Origin of the sequence: Bradyrhizobium sp. U87765 SZCCT0048 (genome assembly GCF_018131225.1) — a bacterium.
Lineage (GTDB): Bacteria > Pseudomonadota > Alphaproteobacteria > Rhizobiales > Xanthobacteraceae > Bradyrhizobium_A.
In genome coordinates, this window is record NZ_JAFCMM010000001.1 from 677,847 (window position 1) to 695,495 (window position 17,649).

Consider the following 17,649-nt stretch of genomic DNA (forward strand, 5'->3'; position numbering starts at 1 on the left):
AGGCCTCGTTCTCAGCATGGAGCTGAGAACTCTACGCCATATGCCCTCCGAGGAGTAGATATCCAGGCGCCAGTCCTGTCACGACGCTGTTGAGGAGCGCCATCCATCCGGTCTGCCGCCCGATCTTCGCGCCGCGAACCAGCAGCAGGAAGAACATCACGTAAAGGATCGCCCACAAGATCCAGCAGAGCGCGAACCAGTAATTCCAGAGCGTCACGGCACTGTGGAGATTTTCCGCAGCGACGGGCAGCAGGATGACCGCAACAACAGCGCAGTACCACCCCAATCCTCGACCATCGTTACCATTGAACTGATTCAGCGCGACCCAGAGGAACGTAAGGCCGAACAGCAGGATCAACGCCGCAGCCTTCACAGCCTCCAATGCCACACCGGGAACAGCGATCAGCACAAGGCTGACGATCGCAAGAACCCCGCCGGAGAAGAAATTCGGAAGAGCGACCTCGCGGTCGCTGATCCGGCCGTGCAGCCAAAGGCCATTCTGAAAGAGAACGATGCCGACATAGAGCAGAACCAATCCGACGAGCATGCCAAAAGCTCCCGTTGACGCGATCAGCTCGCGAGAAGCTCTTTGAGCAGATTGTCGAGAGTCTTCACGTCGGCCGGGCTAGTCCCTGGTCCTCCGGCGAAATGCCCCCAGACCGTGTCGATCTGACGCAGTTGGGCATTCGGCATGTGCCGGACTTCATAAATGTTGTCTTCAGGAGGGAAATACAGATCAGTGGACGCGGGCACGACGAATGCCTTGGCCTTGATTGCCCCCAGGGCTTTCTCGAAATCGCCGGCGAAGGTATCGTTCTTGCTGATGTCGCCGTGCTGCCACGACCACAGCATCGCGAGGAGATTGTTGGCATCGCGCGGAAGGAATATGCCCTCCCAGAAGCCGACCAGAAAGTCTTCGAGCGAGGCATATCCCATCGCGTTGAGATCGAGCTTCTCGCGATAGAATGACTGGCTGAACCCCCATCCCGCATAGACGCGCGCCATGGCGCGAAGCCCCTTCGTCGGCTGGGTGTCGTACCATCCCCCCTTGAAGGCATCGTCGGCGGTGAGCGCGGCCTTGACGCCCTCCAGAAAAACGAAGTTGTGCCGCGAACAGCGTGCCGCCCCCTGAAAAGGCAGGATGCGCTGGACCATATCGGGATACATGCAGCCCCAATGATAGGTCTGGCCGGCGCCCATCGACCAGCCGGTCACGAGCGGCAAGGTTTCGATGCCGAATTTCTCGGTCACCAGGCGATGCTGAACCCTGACGTTGTCATAGGGCGTGACGTGGGGGAAACGCGCCTGATTCCACGGCGATGGCGTGTTGCTGGGCGACGATGAAAGCCCGTTGCCGAGCATGTTGGGAATGATAATGAAGTATTTTCGCGGGTCGAGCGCCATCCCTTCGCCAACCAGCCATTCATTGTCGTAGTGCTGGCCCGAATACCAGGTGGGATAGACAATCGCGTTGTCGCGCTTTGAATTGAGCGTACCGAAGGTCTTGTAGGCGAGCTTGGCGTCTCTGAGCGTGGCACCACTCTGCAGAACCACATTCCCCAGCTCAAAGATTTCATAGTCTCGCATGTATCCCCTCCCGTCCTGTCGTTGTCGCAGTGCTTCGTGCACTTGACGAACGCTAGGAGTGAGGATCCCCGTTGGCAAATTAGAACTACTAATCCCCCCCATAAGGCGGTCGGACCGATATCAGCTCCCTGCCGAAGGTCGACGAGCCCCCAGCAGGGCGACCACGAGGTCGCCGCCCCATGTCATTGGCCTGCCGCAAGAACGCGGCAGCCATCAATGGCTGATCATCCAGGGCCGCGCGGACGGAAAGCCCTTGGCGCCGCTGCGGCTTTTGGTCATGAGGCGGGATGATTTGCCGGAGCAGCAGCCGCAGCCCGGGCCATGGGAGGCTTTGTACTCCCCAACAGTCTTCGGCGCGTGGGCGCTGCGCTCGTTGGTGGCGTGAGCCTTGCGCGCCGCCGCCGGCATGCAGGAAAAGTGCGGCGCGGTCAGAATCACGCGCGGCGCCCGCGACCCGCACGCCGGACAGTCGTCCGGCTCGTCGCACTCGGCCATCGGCCGCATGTTGGTGAAGGGACCGCAATCGTCGCAGAGATATTCGTACACCGGCATGGATCACCTCTGAATCCGGAAAAAGCGCTGATGGCGGGGCGAACGGCTCACCGCCCGCCCCGCCTCATGCATCGATCAATGACGCCCGGCGATCATGTCTTGTCGGGCGACAGCGGCAGGTCGATGCCGCCCTTGATGTGTTTGATCGGCCCCGCCGACGACGGCATGATGTCAAAGTCGAAGATCTCCGTCGGCAGCCACAGCGTGGCGCAGGCGTTGGGGACGTCGACGACGCCGGAGATGTGGCCCTGGCACGGCGCCGTGCCGAGGATCGAATAGGCCTGGGCGCCGGAGTAGCCGAACTTCTTGAGGTACTCGATGGCGTTGAGGCAGGCCTGGCGGTAGGCGATGTGGACGTCGAGGTAGTGCTGCTTGCCGGCCTCGTCGACCGAGATGCCTTCGAAAATCAAGAAGTCCTTGTAGTTCGGGGTCACCGGCGACGGCTTGAACACCGGGTTCTTGATGCCGTACTTGGCAACGCCGTCCTTGATGATGTCGACCTTGATGTGCAGCCAGCCGGCCATCTCGATCGCGCCGCAGAAGGTGATCTCGCCGTCACCCTGGCTGAAGTGCAGGTCGCCCATGGAGAGGCCGCCGCCCGGGACATAGACCGGGAAGTAGATCTTTGAGCCGCGCGACAAATCCTTGATGTCGCAGTTGCCGCCGTGCTCGCGCGGCGGCACCGTGCGGGCGCCCTCCGCCGCCGCCTTCTGTTTGGCGTCGCCCTTGAGACGGCCCATGTGGGCGGTCGGGCCGAACGGCGGGTTGGCGAGGCCGGGAACGCGGGTCGGGTTGGTGGCGATCAGCGCGGTCTCGCGCTCGTTCCAGGTCGCCAGCAGCTTCGGATCCGGCAGACAGCCGATCAGGCCGGGATGGATCAGACCGGCGAAGTTGACCCCGGGGATGTGGCGCGACGAGGTGTACATCCCCTTGAAATCCCAGATCGACTTCTGCGCCTGCGGGAAGTGATCGGTGAGGAAGCCGCCGCCGTTCTGCTTGGAGAAGAAGCCGTTGAAACCCCACAGGCTCTCCTTCATCGGGCCGACGTCGAGCAGGTCGACCACCAGGAGATCGCCGGGCTCGGCGCCCTTGACGCCGATCGGGCCTGACAGGAAGTGCACGATCGACAGATCGATGTCGCGGACATCGTCGGCGGAATCGTTGTTCTTGATGAAGCCGCCAGTCCAGTCGTAGGTCTCGATGATGAAGTCGTCGCCCGGATTGACCCATTCCACCATCGGAATGTCCGGGTGCCAGCGGTTGTGGACCTTGTCGTTCTCGTAAGCCGACTGCGTCAGATCGACCTTGATCAGCGTCTCGGGCATGTATGCTCCCCTTCCTTCAAGTTCACCTTGGTTACACGGACAGAAATTTTGCGACCTGCGCCTCGTCGACTGCAGCGCGCGGGTCGTCGCGGACGATCTCGCCGTTCTCGATCACCAGCACGCGGTCGGCGATATCGAGGGCGAAGCTCAGAACCTGTTCGGACACGACGATCGACAGGCCGCGCTGGTCGCGGATGCGCTTCAGGGTGCGCGCCATCTCGCGGATGATCGAGGGCTGGATGCCTTCGGTCGGCTCGTCCAGCAGCAGCACCTTGGGCCTGGTGGCGAGCGCCCGGGCGATCGCGAGCTGCTGCTGCTGGCCGCCAGACAGATTGCCGCCGCGGCGGCCCTTCATCTCCAGCAGCACGGGAAACAGCTCGTAAATGTCGTCGGGCACCCGGCTTTCACCGGACGCGACAAGACCGGTCTCGATGTTGTCCTGCACCGTCATGGTCGAGAAGATCATGCGCCCTTGCGGCACATAGGCAAGGCCCTGTGCGACGCGCTCATAACTCTTGAGGCGTGACACTTCGACGCCGTTCATGCTGACCGAGCCGCTCTTCGTCGGCACGATGCCCATCAGCGCCTTCATCAGCGTGGTCTTGCCCATGCCGTTGCGGCCCATGATGGCGACGATCTCGTTGGGCGCGACCGCCACATTGAGGCCGTGCAGCACCTCGCTCTGGCCGTAGGCGACATGAAGATCGGAAATGGCAAGCATGCGCGTGCTCCTCAGTTGATTACGTGATCCGTCACCCTGAGGTGGCCGCGCGACGCGCGGCCCTCGAAGGGCGACGGCCCGTGCATTCGACACCTCGGCCGCGCATCCTCCGAGGCTCGCTGCGCAACGCAAGTCGGGTTTACCCGATTTGCGTCTGAGGCAAGTAGGCAACTCGGCGAAGCCGAGTTGCTGTGCACCTCAGGATGACGGAGAAATGCAACGGTGCCGAAACGAGCCATGTTCAATGCCCGAGATAGACTTCGATGACCTTGGGATCGGTCTTGACCTTGTCCATCGATCCTTCCGACAGGATCTGGCCCTGGTGCAGCACCGTGACCTTGTGGGCGATGTCCTCGACGAACTTCATGTCGTGCTCGATCACCAGCACCGAGCGATCCTTGATGATGCGGTTGAGCAGTTCGGCGGTCTTGACGCGCTCGCTGACGCTCATGCCGGCGACCGGCTCGTCGAGCATCAGCAGCTCCGGGTCCTGGATCAGCAGCATGCCGATCTCCAGCCACTGCTTCTGGCCGTGGCTGAGCAGGTCCGCGCGCATCTCGAGCCGGTCCCTGAGGAAGATCATCTCGGCGACCTCTTCCACCCGCTCGCGGACCGCGGCGTCACGCTTGAACGCCAGGGCGCCGAACACGGTGCGGCCGCGAGGGTAGGAGATTTCAAGGTTCTCGAACACCGTCAGATCGTCATAGATCGACGGCGTCTGGAACTTGCGGCCAACGCCGGCCTGGACGATCTCGTTCTCCTTCATCCGTGTCAATTCCTGGCCGCGGAACTGGATCGATCCGGCGGTCGCCCGTGTCTTGCCGCAGATCAGGTCGAGGACGGTGGTCTTGCCGGCGCCGTTCGGGCCGATGATGACCCGGATCTCGTTCTCGTCGACATAGAAAGAGAGATCATTGACCGCCTTGAAGCCGTCGAACGACACCGTCAGCCCCTCGACGGCGAGCAGGAAATCCTTGGGTTGATGACCGATCAGCATGTCGCCCTCCTCACTCCGCCGGCGCGCCATCGGCCACGGAGCTCTTGCCCCAGCCGCCGCTACCGTTGCCGATGTCGCTCTTGGCCTTGCGCATTTTGAAGACCGCATCGATCCGCGGCTGGACATGGTCGCGCCAGATGCCGGCGAGGCCATCGGGGAATGCCAGCACGACGGCGATGAACAGCGCACCGAGACCGAACAGCCACAGCTGCGGGAAGGATTCCGACAGCCCGGTCTTGGCGAAGTTGACCAGCAGCGTGCCGTAGATGGCGCCGAAGATCGACAGCCGGCCGCCGACCGCGGTGTAGATCACCATTTCGATCGACGGCACGATGCCTACGAAGGACGGCGACATGAAGCCGACCTCGAGGGTGAACAGCGCGCCGCCGATCGCGGCGAACACGGCTGCGGCGCAGAACGCAAAGATCTTGAAATTCGCGACGCTGTAGCCGGAGAACCGCACCCGGTCCTCCTTGTCGCGCATGGCGACGAGGATACGGCCGAGCTTGGAGTGGCGGATGAACTGGGCGACGCCGATGCAGCCGAACAGGCAGGCGACCTCGACGAAGTAGAGGATGAACTTGGCGTGGTCGGTGCGGATGTCCCAGCCGTTGAGGGTGCGCAGGTCGGTGATGCCGTTGATGCCGCCGGTGTAGCCCTGCTGGCCGACGATCAGGATGGTCAGGATGGCGGCGATCGCCTGGGTGATGATGGCGAAGTAGACGCCGCCGACCCGCCGCTTGAACATCGCCGCGCCGACGATGAAGGCAAACACCGCCGGCACCACCAGGATCGCGACGATGGTGAAGGTCAGGCTGTGAAAGGGCTTCCAGAAGAACGGCAACTGGGTGAGCTGGTTCCAGTCCATGAAGTCGGGAATGCCCGGCGTCGACTGGATTTTGGTGTTGGCGACGCTCGACGCCTCGAGCTTGAGGAACATCGCCATGCAGTAGCCGCCGAGACCAAAGAACACGCCCTGCCCCAGGCTGAGAATGCCGCCATAGCCCCAGCACAGCACGAGACCGATGGCGACGAAAGCGTAGGTCAGGTACTTGGCGACCAGGTTGAGACGGAAGATGTCGAGGCAAAGCGGGAACACCACCACCAGCAGCACGGCCAGCACGGCGAGCCCGATCCATTCGGAGCGATTGAAGACACGTGGCGTATCGATCATGGCGAAGCCCCCTTCCCGGCCTGTCGCTTGCGGCGTCACTTGCGCACCTTGAGGGCGAACAGCCCCTGCGGCCGCAGCATCAGAATGCCGACGATCGCCAGCAGCGTGATCACCTGGGCCATCGAGCCGGAGGTGAAGAACTCCAGCGTCGAGCGCGCCTGGGAGATGGTGAAGGCGGACGCGATGGTGCCGAGCAGACTGGCGGCGCCGCCGAACACGACGACCAGGAAGGTGTCGACGATGTAGAGCTGGCCCGAGGTCGGCCCGGTCGAGCCGATCATGGTGAAGGCGCTGCCGGCGATCCCGGCGATGCCGCAGCCGAGCCCGAAGGTGTAGCGGTCGACCTTTTCGGTGTTGATGCCGACCGCGCCGGCCATGACGCGGTTCTGCACCACGGCGCGCACCTGGCGGCCCCAGCGCGAGCGGAACATGATGTAGGCGACGGCGAGCGTGATCAGCACGGTGAGAGCCATCACGAACATGCCGTTGATCGGGATCTCGATGGAATCCGTGACCTGCTTGGAGCCCATCATCCATTCCGGCAGCTCGACGCCGACCTCGCGCGCGCCGAAGATCGAGCGGTAGGCCTGCTGCAGGATCAGGCTGAGCCCCCAGGTGGCGAGCAGCGTATCGAGCGGCCGCTTGTAAAGATGGCGGATCAGCGCCCATTCCACCAGCATGCCCAGCGCCCCCGAGGCACAGAACGCCAGCGCCATGGCGACGAAGAAGTAGCCGGGAAACAGCGCCGGCAGATGCGCCTGGAAGAAGCCCGACGTCATCCAGGTGACGTAGGCGCCGAGGATCATGAACTCGCCATGGGCCATGTTGATGACGCCCATCTGGCCGAAGATGATGGCGAGCCCCAGCGCCATCAGCAGGAACACCGAGAACAGGATCAGCCCGGCAAAACCCTGCATCACGAAGATCGAGGAGAGATCACCGAGCGAATAGTCGCCGAACATCACATGCTCCTGCCGCATTTCGAGGGAAAGGCTCGCGCCGCGGGATGTGACCCGCGGCGCGAGGGATGTGACGCGGACCGCCGTCCGCGCCAGGGAGATCGTGAAGGCCGGACCGCACAGCGGCGGCCTGTGCACCGCCTTGGCCTTCCATCCTTCGAGGCGCGCAAGGGCGCGCACCTCAGGATGACGGAGAGAAGCCGGTGTTGCGTCGTCTCCGTCTCCGCTACGCCACCCTCGTCACTGGTAGCCCTTCGGGAACGGATCGGGCTCGACGAGATCGGCGGTCTCGTAGATCAGGTCGTACTGGCCGTCGGCGCGGGCGCGGCCGACGCGGGTCTTCGACCACAGGTGATGGTTCTCGTGGATGCGGACATAGCCTTCCGGCGCGCCCTTGAACTCCACGCCCGGTGACGCCGCCGCGACCTTGTCGATGTCGAAGCTGCCGGCCTTCTCGACCGTCAACTTCCACAGCCACGGGCCGAGATAGGCAGCCTGGGTGACGTCTCCGATCACCGTCTTCTCGCCCCACATCTTCTTGAACGCGGCGACGAACGCCTTGTTGTTGGCATTGTCGAGCGACTGGAAGTACTTCATGCAGGCGTAGGCGCCGGCGATGTTCTCGCCACCGATGCCGTCGATCTCGTCCTCGGTGACCGAGATGGTCAGCAGCGTCTGCTTCGACAGATCGATGCCTGCCGCCTTCAGCTGCTTGTAGAACGCGACGTTCGAGCCGCCGACGATGATGGCGTAGATGACGTCCGGCTTGGTCAGCTTGATCTTGTTGATCACCGAGTTGAACTGGGTGTGGCCGAGCGGGAAGTACTCTTCGCCCACCACCTTGCAGCCCTGCAGGTGGCCCTCGATGTGCTTGCGCGCGATCTTGTTGGAGGTGCGCGGCCAGATGTAGTCAGATCCCAGCAGGTAGAAGCTCTTGGCTCCCTTGGTCTTGTTGACCCAGTCGAGGCCGGCGATGATCTGCTGCGTCGCCTCCTGGCCGGTATAGATGACGTTCTTGGACTGCTCGAGGCCTTCATAGAAGGTCGGGTAGTACAGCATGCCGTTGTACTGCTCGAACACCGGCAGCACCGCCTTGCGCGAGGCCGACGTCCAGCAGCCCATCACGGCCGCGCACTTGTCGTTGACCAGCAGCTTCTTGGCCTTCTCGGCGAAGGTCGGCCAGTCGCTGGCGCCGTCTTCCTGGATGAACTTGATCTTGCGGCCGAGCACGCCGCCGGCGGCGTTGATCTGCTCGATGGCGAGCTTTTCCGCCTCGACCGAGCCGGTCTCGCTGATCGCCATGGTGCCGGTGACCGAGTGCAGGATGCCGACCGTCACCTCGGTGTCGGTCACCGCGAGCCCGGTGGTGTTGACCACCGAAGTGGCAGGAACGTCGGCCAATGCCGTTTTTGGCAGCAGCGACAGCGCCGGCAACGCCGCCATTCCCATCAGCAGCTTTCGGCGGAATGCCGATTGCAACCCTCTATCCCGTTCCTCAGACATGACGACCCCTTCTGGTTGTGACAACGCGGCGATGGGGCGAGGATTGCTGAATTTGTGCGCTGCACAGATACGCAGGATCGCGTATACTGCACCGCAAAACTGCGACGTAGATTGCGGATGAGGTTGTCAACGGATCGACGTGATCCGTCACCCTGAGGTGGTCCCGCGTCGCGGGACCCTCGAAGGGCGACGGCCCAAGCGTGAGACGCCTCGGCCGTTCATCCTTCGAGGCGCGCAAGAGCGCGCACCTCAGGATGACGGAGGAAGACTGGAGACCTGGTTTTGGTTCTGTCGCGCTGAGTTCAGCGCACGACGAATGTGGGTAACGGATCGAGGGTGACGGGAGCGGTGGAGTGCACGGGCGGCAGCGGATAGACCGCGTCAGGCGCCAGTATAATCAGTGGGTCGCCAACCAGACGCTGGAAGACTACGCGCTGCGCTTCACCGCCAAGAGCGCGCGGCGCTGGTCCGCGGCCCGCGTCGCCAACACCGCGCTGGGGGCGATCTCGTTCCTGGCGCTGGAGGCGATCGGCGGCACCATCACGCTGAACTACGGCGCCACCAATGCGGTGGCCGCCATCGTGGTGGTCAGCGTCATCATCTTCGCCTGCGGCCTGCCGATCGCCTACTATGCGGCGCGCTGCGGCGTCGACATCGACCTGCTGACCCGCGGCGCTGGCTTCGGCTATATCGGCTCGACCATCACCTCGCTGATCTACGCCACCTTCACCTTCATCTTCTTCGCCATCGAGGCGGTGATCCTGGCGATGGCCCTGGAGCTGTGCTTCGGCATCCCCCGCCCGATCGGCTATCTCGTCAGCGCCGTGGTGATCATTCCGCTGGTGACCCACGGCATCACGCTGATCAGCCGCTTCCAGCTCTGGACCCAGCCGCTGTGGGTCGTGCTGCACGTGCTGCCGTTCGCCGCGATCGCGTTCAAGAACCGTGAATCCTTCGTCGCCTGGACGCAGTTTCCGGGCGAGCATGGCAACGCCGCCGGGCATCTCGACCTGCTGCTGTTCGGCACCGCCGCCTCGGTGGTGTTCTCGCTGGTCGCGCAGATCGGCGAGCAGGTCGACTTCCTGCGCTTCCTGCCGCGCGACCGTAGCACCTCCCGCACCGCGTGGTGGCTGTCGCTGCTGAGCGCCGGCCCGGGCTGGATCGTGATCGGCGCCATCAAGCTGCTGGCGGGCTCGTTCCTCGCCTTCTTCGCGCTGAGCCATGGCATCGCCGGCGAGCACGCCGCCGAGCCGACCCAGATGTACCTCGCCGCGTTCCGCTATGTGCTCGACCAGCCGGACCTCGCGCTGGCGCTGACCGGCACCTTCGTGATCCTGTCGCAGCTCAAGATCAACGTTACCAACGCCTATGCCGGCTCGATCGCCTGGTCGAACTTCTTCTCCCGCCTGACCCACAGCCATCCCGGCCGCGTGGTCTGGCTGGTGTTCAATGTCGTCGTCGCCGTGCTGCTCATGGAGATCGGGGTCTACAAGGCGCTGGAGCACACGCTCGCGCTCTATTCCAACGTCGCCATCGCCTGGGTCGGCGCGCTGGTCGCCGACCTCGTGGTCAACAAGCCGCTGGGGTTGCGGCCGCCGGTGATGGACTTCAAGCGCGCCCATCTCTACGACATCAATCCGGTTGGCGTCGGCGCCATGGCGATCGCCACCATCGTGTCGATTAGCGCGTTCTATGGCCTGTTCGGACCGATGGCCAAGGCGCTGTCGCCGTTCGTCGCGCTGCTGACCGCGTTCGTCGCCGCCCCCGCCATCGCCTTCGCGACCGGCGGCAAGTACTATCTCGCCCGCAAGCCCAAGCGCAGCTGGCAGAACCTGTCGACGATCACCTGCTGCATCTGCGAGCACAGTTTCGAGCCCGAGGACATGGCGTCGTGCCCGGCCTATAGCGGGCCGATCTGCTCGCTGTGCTGCTCGCTCGACGCGCGCTGCCACGACCTGTGCAAGCCGCACGGACGGGTGCAGCAGCAGATCGCTCGGACGCTCGGACATATCCTGCCCGAGGGCGTCGAGACGGTGCTCAACTCGCCGCTCGGTCACTACCTGCGGGTGTTCCTGATCTCGTCGAGCCTCGTCGGCCTGACGCTCGGGCTGATCTACCTGCAGTCGGCCGCGGAGATTCCGGGTCAGGCGATGCCGCTCGCCGATGTGCTGTGGAAGGTGTTCTTCGCGCTGGTCATCATCATCGGCGTCATCGCCTGGCTGTTCGTGCTGGCGCAACAGAGCCGCCGCGCCGCCGAGGAGGAAACCCGCCGCCAGACGGCGCTGCTGATCCAGGAGATCGACGCCCACAAGCGCACCGACGCCGAGCTGCAGCGCGCCAAGGAAGTGGCTGAATCAGCCAACCTCGCCAAGAGCCGCTATGTGGTGGGCCTGAGCCACGAACTGCGCTCGCCGCTCAACGCCATCAGCGGCTATGCCCAGCTGCTGGAACAGGACGCCACGCTGCAGGCCAAGCCGCGCGAGCAGGTCCGCGTCGTCCGCCGCAGTGCCGACCATCTCTCCGGGCTGATCGACGGCATCCTCGACATCTCCAAGATCGAGGCCGGCCGGCTATATTTGTCCCGCGACGAGGTCCGGCTGTCCGAATTCCTCGACCAGATGGTCGGCATGTTTCGCCTGCAGGCCGCCGCCAAGGGCATCGACTTCGTCTTCCGCCGGCCCGACTATCTGCCGCCGGTCGTCTACGCCGACGAGAAGCGGCTGCGCCAGATCCTGATCAACCTCCTGTCCAACGCCATCAAGTTCACGACCGACGGCAGCGTGCAGTTCGTCATGCACTACCGCAGCCCGGTGGCCGAGTTCGAGATCACCGACACCGGGCCCGGCATCCAGCCCGACGATCTCGAACGCATCTTCGCGCCGTTCGAGCGCGGCGCGCTCGGCAGCGCCCAGCCGCACACCGGCACAGGGCTTGGTCTCACCATCAGCCGCCTGCTCGCCGGCGTCATGGGCGGCGACATCCGCGTCGCCAGCACGGTCGGTGCCGGCAGCACGTTTCGCGTCAAGCTGTTGCTGTCGGAGGTCACCAATCCGACGCGGCAGGCGCCGATCGCCAAACCCGTGTTCGGCTATCTTGGCCCGCGCAAGACCGTGCTGATCACCGACGACGATCCCTCCCACCGCGAACTGCTGCGCCAGGTGCTGGCGCCGCTCGGCTTCATTATCCTCAGCGCCCAGGACGGCCCGTCCTGCCTTGCGCTCGCCGCCCACTGCCAGCCGGACCTGTTCCTGCTCGACATTTCCATGCCCGGCATGGACGGCTGGAGCGTCGCCGAGGCCCTGCGCGCCGCCGGCCACCATCAGGCCCGCATCCTGATGATCTCGGCGAGCGCGCTGGAGGCTCACGGCCGGCCGCTCGCGCAGCCCTTCCACGACGGCTACCTGATGAAGCCGATCGATGTCGCGCGCGTGCTCGAACAGATCGGCCAGCTCCTGAAGATCGAGTGGCAGCATGCCGGCCACGACAAGCCGGCGCCGGTGTGGACGCCCGGCGTGGGGCCGCTGCCATCCGTGCAGGATGTCGAGGAACTGATCGAGCTCGGCGAGATCGGCCATGTCAGCGCGATCCGCGGCAAGCTGGAGCGCCTCGCCGCCGACACCCCCGAACATGCCGCATTCGTCGCGCGCATGCGCGGCCTGGTCGACGAATTCGATTTCCATCAGTACGCCGCCGTGCTCAAGATGTTGCATTCCCATGACGCTCAGGCTCCCGACCACCATCCCGATGGCCCATGACCCGAACCACGCCCCCAGGCGGCGCGACGTCGCGCTCGTCATCGACGATTCGCCCGATACCCTGCGCCTGCTGACCGACGCGCTGGACGCCGCGGGCATGACCGTGATGGTGGCGCTGGACGGCGCCGCCGCGATGCGCATCACCGAGCAGATCACGCCCGATATCATCCTGCTGGACGCGGTGATGCCGGGGATCGACGGCTTCGAAACCTGCCGCCGGCTCAAGCACGACGCCAGCCTCAGCCATGTGCCGGTGATCTTCATGACGGGTCTGGCGGAGACCGAACACATCGTCAGGGGGCTGGAGGCCGGCGGAGTCGACTATGTCACCAAGCCGATCGTCATCGAGGTGATGCTGGCGCGCATCCGCGTCCACCTCGCCAACGCCCGCCTCGCGCAGAGCGCGCGCATGGCGCTCGACGTCTCCGGCCGCTACCTGTTCGCCGCCGACCGCGCCGGCCGCGTGGTGTGGGCGACGCCGCAGGCGCAGAAGCTGCTCGCTCCCGCGGCGGCCGAGCCGGCCGCCCTCGCCGCGCCGCTGCAGGCGTGGCTGACGGAAATCGACGCCGGCCGCGCCGACGCCAGACCCGCACAAATCCCCTTCCTTGCCGGTGAGCAGTTGCGGCTGCAGTTCATGGGCAAGCTCGGCGCCGATGAATTCCTGCTGCGCATCGCCCGCGATTCCAGCCCCGACACGCCAGCGCAGTTCAGCAAGGAGCTGGGCCTCACGGCGCGCGAGGGCGAGGTGCTGGCCTGGCTCAGCAAAGGCAAGGCCAACCGGGACATCGCCCAGATTTTGGGCTTAAGCCCCCGCACCGTCGACAAGCACCTCGAGCAGATCTACGCCAAGCTCGGCGTCGAAAACCGCACGGCGGCGGCGGCGATGGCGGTGAAGGCGTCGCGCAAATAGGGGACGCCTTTCACTCCAGCCCCCTACTCCACGATATAATCACCGCTGCGGAAATGGCGGGCGCGGCGGCCAAACTGGAAGCAGTAGCCCGGCCACATGGTGGTGATCTTGCCGCTGTCGGTCTGGTACCAGCTGCGGCAGCCGGACTGCCACACCGTGCCAGTGAGATCGCGCTGCAGCTCGCTGTTGTAGCGGTCGTGGACCTCGGGCTTGACCTCGACCCGCCGCGCGTTGCGGCGGCGCGCCACCAGAATGGTCTCGAGGATCTGGTTCACATTGGTCTCGATCATGTAGATCATCGAGTTGTGGCCGAGCCCGGTGTTCGGCCCGGTGATGGTGAAGAGGTTGGGAAAGCCCTTGATGCTGGTGCCGAGATACGCCTCGCCGCCGGCCGCCCAGCGCTCCTTGAGCGCGACGCCGCCGGGGCCGACGATGTCGGCGTTCTGCAGCAGCGCCGTCGCCTGGAAGCCGGTGCCACAGATGATGACATCGGCCGGCCGCGCGACACCGTCGGCGGTCGTGATGGCATTGGCGCCGACGCTGCCGATCGCGCTGCTGACCACCGACACGTTCGGCCGGGCGAGCGCCGGATACCAGTCGTTAGAAATCAGGATACGCTTGCAGCCCATGGCATAACGCGGCGTGACCTGCTCGCGCAGCGCCGGATCAGATATCTGGCTTTCGATATGGCGGCGCGCCAGCGCTTCCGCACTCTTCATCAGATGCGGCTTGAAAATGCCGATGCCCTGATACTCGTTGTGCCAGAAGATCAGCTCGCGGTAGAGCTTGCGCACGAACGGCAGCGCCGCGAAGGTGAACTTTTCCAGCGCCGTGAACGGCCGATCGTCGCGCGGCACGATCCAGGGCGGCGTGCGCTGATAGACGTCGAGCTGCTTCACCCGTGGCGCGATCTGCGGCACGAACTGGATTGCGCTCGCGCCGGTGCCGATCACCGCCACCCGCTTGCCGTCCAGCGCCACCGTATGGTCCCACGCTGCCGAGTGAAAGGCCGGGCCAGCGAACGTCGCGGCGCCGGGCAGTGTCGGGATCGCCGGCTCGCTGAGGCCGCCAGTGCCCAGCACCAGGAAGCGGCAGCGAAACTGGCGCTCGCCGCAGTCGACATGCCATTTGCCCGCCGCCGCATCGAACCGCGCGCCGCGAAACGTGGTGCCGAAACGGATGTGGTCGAGCACCCGGTACTTGCGCGCGGTGTGCTGCATGTAGGCCTTGATTTCCGGCTGGCGCGGATATTTGCGCGACCAGTCCGGCTTGCCCTCGAACGAGTAGGAGTAGAGATGCGAAGGAATGTCGCAGGCAGCTCCCGGATAGTGATTGTCGCGCCAGGTGCCGCCGACCTCATGGGCGCGCTCCAGCACCAGGAAATTCCTGACCCCGGTCCGCAGCAGCGCGATCGCCATCGCGAGCCCGGAAAATCCGGTCCCGACAATGATCACCTCGCGCTCGATCGCGGTTCCGTCCACCTGCATCTGACTCTCCATCATTATAACAACTGTTGTTATTTATTTTGGGCATGGATCGCTGTGATCCGCGCCTTGCGCAGGCCGCAACGGCCCTGCCCGTGATCGAACCGCGGCAACGGCCGCGCGGCGCCGCGGCCGCGAAGGCAACGGCGTCAGCTGCAACATCTTCCGGCGTGGCGACGAAACGCCGGCGGACCGCCGCCTAGGGCGCGCGGGCGTCGAAGAAATCGCTCAGGACGGTGCGAAAGACCTTGGGGGGATAACGGTCGGGATTGATCACCCAGGCAATGCCCAGACCATCGATCAGTGCAAGACAGGCGATCGCGTCGTCGCGATCGCTGCCCCTGGCATGCAGCAGCCCCGCCGCGCGCAACGAGGCGAAGCCCTTGGCGACGTCGGCGACCTGTTCGTTGTGGCTCTTGCGGTACTCGGCCATCAGGTGCTCGCGCCCCACGGCATAGCCGGTGAACGCCGTCCAGACCCGCCAGTTATCCTTGCTCTCATCGGACGTCGGCAGGATCTTGAGCCAGCTGCCGACGATCGCCTTGATGGTCAGCTCGGACTTCTTCTCCGGGAATTCGACCGCCTGAATCGCCTTGATGACGCGATCGAGCGCGAACAGCAGCAGCTCGTCCTTGTCGCGAAAATAGTGGGTGACGATGCCGGTGGTGCCGCCGAGCTCCTGGGCGATCGAGCGGATGCTGGCGCGGTCGACGCCGTCCCGGATGATCACGCGCCAGGCGCACTCCACCACGTCCGCCCGCCGCGCCCGCTGATTGTCCGACAACTGCCTCATTTCAACCCGTCCCATCGCGCCCACCCGATCACGCCCTTCCGATCCTGAAGGCCGTCGATACGAGCACATAGCTGAACGTATACTGGATCAGGCTGGAGGTTGCAGCAATGATCACCATCGACCGTGCCACGGTGATGGCGGTGTCGAGCCCGGCGGCCTCGCAATAGCTCTCGACCTGGTCCTGCGCCACGATCGTCGCGGCGATCCAGACCACGAGCGTGGCGGTCAGCCGCCAGAACCCCGGCCAGACCCATGTGGCGCTCTGCGGCAACTCCGGCGCGAACCGGCCGGCCTTGCGCTGCCGGATCATCCAGCCATAGGCAAAGAACGAATACAGCCAGGACACGATCAGGCCGCCATAGACCTGGTCGAAGACGTTCTCCTCGTTCGAGATCACCAGAATCCTGACGATCTCACCGAACGACTTGCCGGACAAATCCGGCGTCGGAACGTAGAGCAGAACGGTCGAAGCGTCCCAGTAGTCGATCAGCGCAAGCACGCACACGATCGGCACGACGATGACGGCGTCCACCAGCGCCGACATCGCCGCCGGGTAGTTCTGCTGGTTGATCTGGCGCAGGCACCATCGGCCGACGCCGCGCTTGCGAATGGCCTTCACCGGTTCACTGGTCACGAGGGTCATGTCAGGCAGCCTCCTCCTGGACGGTTCGCAGCAATGATCCTTCCGGCGTCGGCGTCGTGGTGAACGGCGCGAGCCGGACAAAGAAGCGGTCGGGATCGACACCGGCTTCCGGGGCGAAGGCACCGCGCCGCTCCACCTCCCCGGCCATCAGCATCTCCGCCATGATCGCGGTCGGCACACAGGTCATCGCGGCCATGCCACCGGGGACCTCGCCGCGCATCGACACGCCGACCCGCACCGGCCGGCCTTGCCGCAGGCCTTCCGCATAGGCCGACAGCATCGGCAGGTATTTCTTGCGAGTCGCGATCTCGACCGCCGCGCCCCAGGTGAAACGGGCGGCCTCGCGCAGCGCAGCGCTCAGCCCCAGCGTGTCGCTCTGCGCGAACACCTTGCCGACATAGCCGACCGCATCGTCGAAGCCGATGCGCCGGGTTTCGACCTGCCGGCCGACCGACTTCAGCACCGAAATGATCCCGCGTGGCATATCCATCGCGTTGACGCTGTGGCGCAGCGATGGAAATCGCCGCGGCAGCGAGATCGGCTCGGGATGCCCGATGGTGTGGACCGGCACCCGCCCGATCCCCGGGAAATCGATCACCAGGCGCTGCAACGGACGCACGTCGACCTGCGCGCCCTCGCGCTGCACCCGGATCTGGCCGATCACCATCGCCAGAAAGTGGTGCAGCACCGCACTGTTCTCGACGACATCGTCGTCGGCCGCGCGCTTGCCGGTGCCCCAGACCGTGTGCAGGGTGTCGACACGATCGAGCACGGCGGCCGCCTTCACGGCCAGCAGGTTCGAAATTCCCGGGCTCGCGCCGCCGCCGATGATCGCGGACATTCCCGCGGCCTTCGCTTCGTCGTCCAGCGCCAGCATCTCGATGGTCGGCTGCCAGTCGTCGCAGATGTCGAGGTAGTGCGTGCGGCTGTCAATCGCCGCGCGCAGCACTGTCGTCCCGAATCGGTAATACGGGCCGACGGTGGAGATCACCACGTCAGCGCCGCCGAGCGCCGCATGCAGATCATTGGCATCGTTGACGTCCAGCCCGATCGCCTTGACGCGGGGGTCCCCGAGCTCATAGGCGAATTTCCTCGCCGCCTCGAACGCCCGGTCGGCGATGGTGATCGAGGAGAAGGTCGTCGTGCCCAAGATCGTCTTGACGGCAACGCGCCCCATCGCGCCCGCGCCGCCGAGCACCAGCAGCTTGTTGTCCTGGCTCATGGTCGTCTCTCTCCGCACGGGCGC

15 protein-coding genes are annotated in these 17,649 nt (G+C 64.9%); 2 read left to right on the top strand and 13 right to left on the bottom strand.

Going from position 1 to position 17,649, the window contains the following annotated elements; genetic code table 11:
- Positions 1 to 31: 31 nt before the first annotated feature.
- The 9 genes from JQ639_RS02920 to urtA all read right to left on the bottom strand — a co-directional run bounded on the left by JQ639_RS02920 (position 32) and on the right by urtA (position 8,818).
- On the bottom strand, positions 32 to 547 hold the full coding sequence (locus JQ639_RS02920) for an AmiS/UreI family transporter (protein ID WP_211971110.1): 516 nt from the start codon (positions 545 to 547) through the stop codon (positions 32 to 34).
- A gap of 23 nt (positions 548 to 570) precedes the next feature.
- Positions 571 to 1,587 (bottom strand): alpha/beta fold hydrolase, encoded by a 1,017-nt coding sequence (locus tag JQ639_RS02925; RefSeq protein WP_211971108.1) that lies wholly within the window; start codon positions 1,585 to 1,587, stop codon positions 571 to 573.
- A gap of 213 nt (positions 1,588 to 1,800) precedes the next feature.
- Positions 1,801 to 2,139, bottom strand: coding sequence for an FmdB family zinc ribbon protein (locus tag JQ639_RS02930; protein ID WP_211971106.1), 339 nt, complete (start codon positions 2,137 to 2,139; stop codon positions 1,801 to 1,803).
- Positions 2,140 to 2,231: 92 nt separating this feature from the next.
- The gene (gene fmdA / locus JQ639_RS02935) at positions 2,232 to 3,464 is read right to left on the bottom strand and encodes a formamidase (protein WP_211990898.1); all 1,233 of its coding nucleotides are present in this window, start codon (positions 3,462 to 3,464) and stop codon (positions 2,232 to 2,234) included.
- Between the two features lie 31 nt (positions 3,465 to 3,495).
- The gene (urtE, locus tag JQ639_RS02940) at positions 3,496 to 4,185 is read right to left on the bottom strand and encodes an urea ABC transporter ATP-binding subunit UrtE (RefSeq protein WP_211969488.1); all 690 of its coding nucleotides are present in this window, start codon (positions 4,183 to 4,185) and stop codon (positions 3,496 to 3,498) included.
- A 241-nt stretch (positions 4,186 to 4,426) separates the two neighbouring features.
- Positions 4,427 to 5,182 (bottom strand): urea ABC transporter ATP-binding protein UrtD, encoded by a 756-nt coding sequence (urtD, locus tag JQ639_RS02945; RefSeq protein ID WP_211969487.1) that lies wholly within the window; start codon positions 5,180 to 5,182, stop codon positions 4,427 to 4,429.
- A 10-nt stretch (positions 5,183 to 5,192) separates the two neighbouring features.
- Complete coding sequence (gene urtC / locus JQ639_RS02950; RefSeq protein WP_211969486.1) at positions 5,193 to 6,356, bottom strand: urea ABC transporter permease subunit UrtC; 1,164 nt, start codon at positions 6,354 to 6,356, stop codon at positions 5,193 to 5,195.
- A 35-nt stretch (positions 6,357 to 6,391) separates the two neighbouring features.
- Complete coding sequence (gene urtB / locus JQ639_RS02955) at positions 6,392 to 7,318, bottom strand: urea ABC transporter permease subunit UrtB (protein WP_211969485.1); 927 nt, start codon at positions 7,316 to 7,318, stop codon at positions 6,392 to 6,394.
- 237 nt (positions 7,319 to 7,555) lie between these two features.
- On the bottom strand, positions 7,556 to 8,818 hold the full coding sequence (gene urtA, locus JQ639_RS02960) for an urea ABC transporter substrate-binding protein (protein ID WP_211969484.1): 1,263 nt from the start codon (positions 8,816 to 8,818) through the stop codon (positions 7,556 to 7,558).
- 353 nt (positions 8,819 to 9,171) lie between these two features.
- Here urtA and JQ639_RS02965 point away from each other — a divergent pair, with 353 nt between their 5' ends.
- Together JQ639_RS02965 and JQ639_RS02970 are read left to right on the top strand one after the other, a co-directional pair.
- Positions 9,172 to 12,573: a hybrid sensor histidine kinase/response regulator gene (locus JQ639_RS02965; protein ID WP_211969483.1), complete on the top strand. Its 3,402-nt coding sequence runs from the start codon at positions 9,172 to 9,174 to the stop codon at positions 12,571 to 12,573.
- Positions 12,563 to 13,483 (top strand): response regulator transcription factor, encoded by a 921-nt coding sequence (locus JQ639_RS02970; protein ID WP_211969538.1) that lies wholly within the window; start codon positions 12,563 to 12,565, stop codon positions 13,481 to 13,483. Before JQ639_RS02965 ends, JQ639_RS02970 begins: the two co-directional genes overlap by 11 nt.
- 23 nt (positions 13,484 to 13,506) lie before the next feature.
- Here JQ639_RS02970 and JQ639_RS02975 read toward each other — a convergent pair whose 3' ends face one another.
- The 4 genes from JQ639_RS02975 to JQ639_RS02990 all read right to left on the bottom strand — a co-directional run bounded on the left by JQ639_RS02975 (position 13,507) and on the right by JQ639_RS02990 (position 17,625).
- Entirely contained in the window at positions 13,507 to 14,970 is a 1,464-nt protein-coding gene (locus JQ639_RS02975) for a flavin-containing monooxygenase (RefSeq protein WP_211969482.1), read from the bottom strand.
- Between the two features lie 196 nt (positions 14,971 to 15,166).
- Positions 15,167 to 15,760, bottom strand: a complete 594-nt coding sequence (locus JQ639_RS02980) for a TetR/AcrR family transcriptional regulator (protein ID WP_211969481.1) — start codon at positions 15,758 to 15,760, stop codon at positions 15,167 to 15,169.
- Positions 15,761 to 15,788: 28 nt separating this feature from the next.
- Positions 15,789 to 16,403, bottom strand: a complete 615-nt coding sequence (locus JQ639_RS02985) for a hypothetical protein (protein ID WP_211969480.1) — start codon at positions 16,401 to 16,403, stop codon at positions 15,789 to 15,791.
- Position 16,404: 1 nt separating this feature from the next.
- A complete protein-coding gene (locus tag JQ639_RS02990) occupies positions 16,405 to 17,625 on the bottom strand; it encodes a saccharopine dehydrogenase family protein (RefSeq protein WP_211969479.1) in 1,221 nt (406 codons plus the stop codon).
- Positions 17,626 to 17,649: the final 24 nt, after the last annotated feature.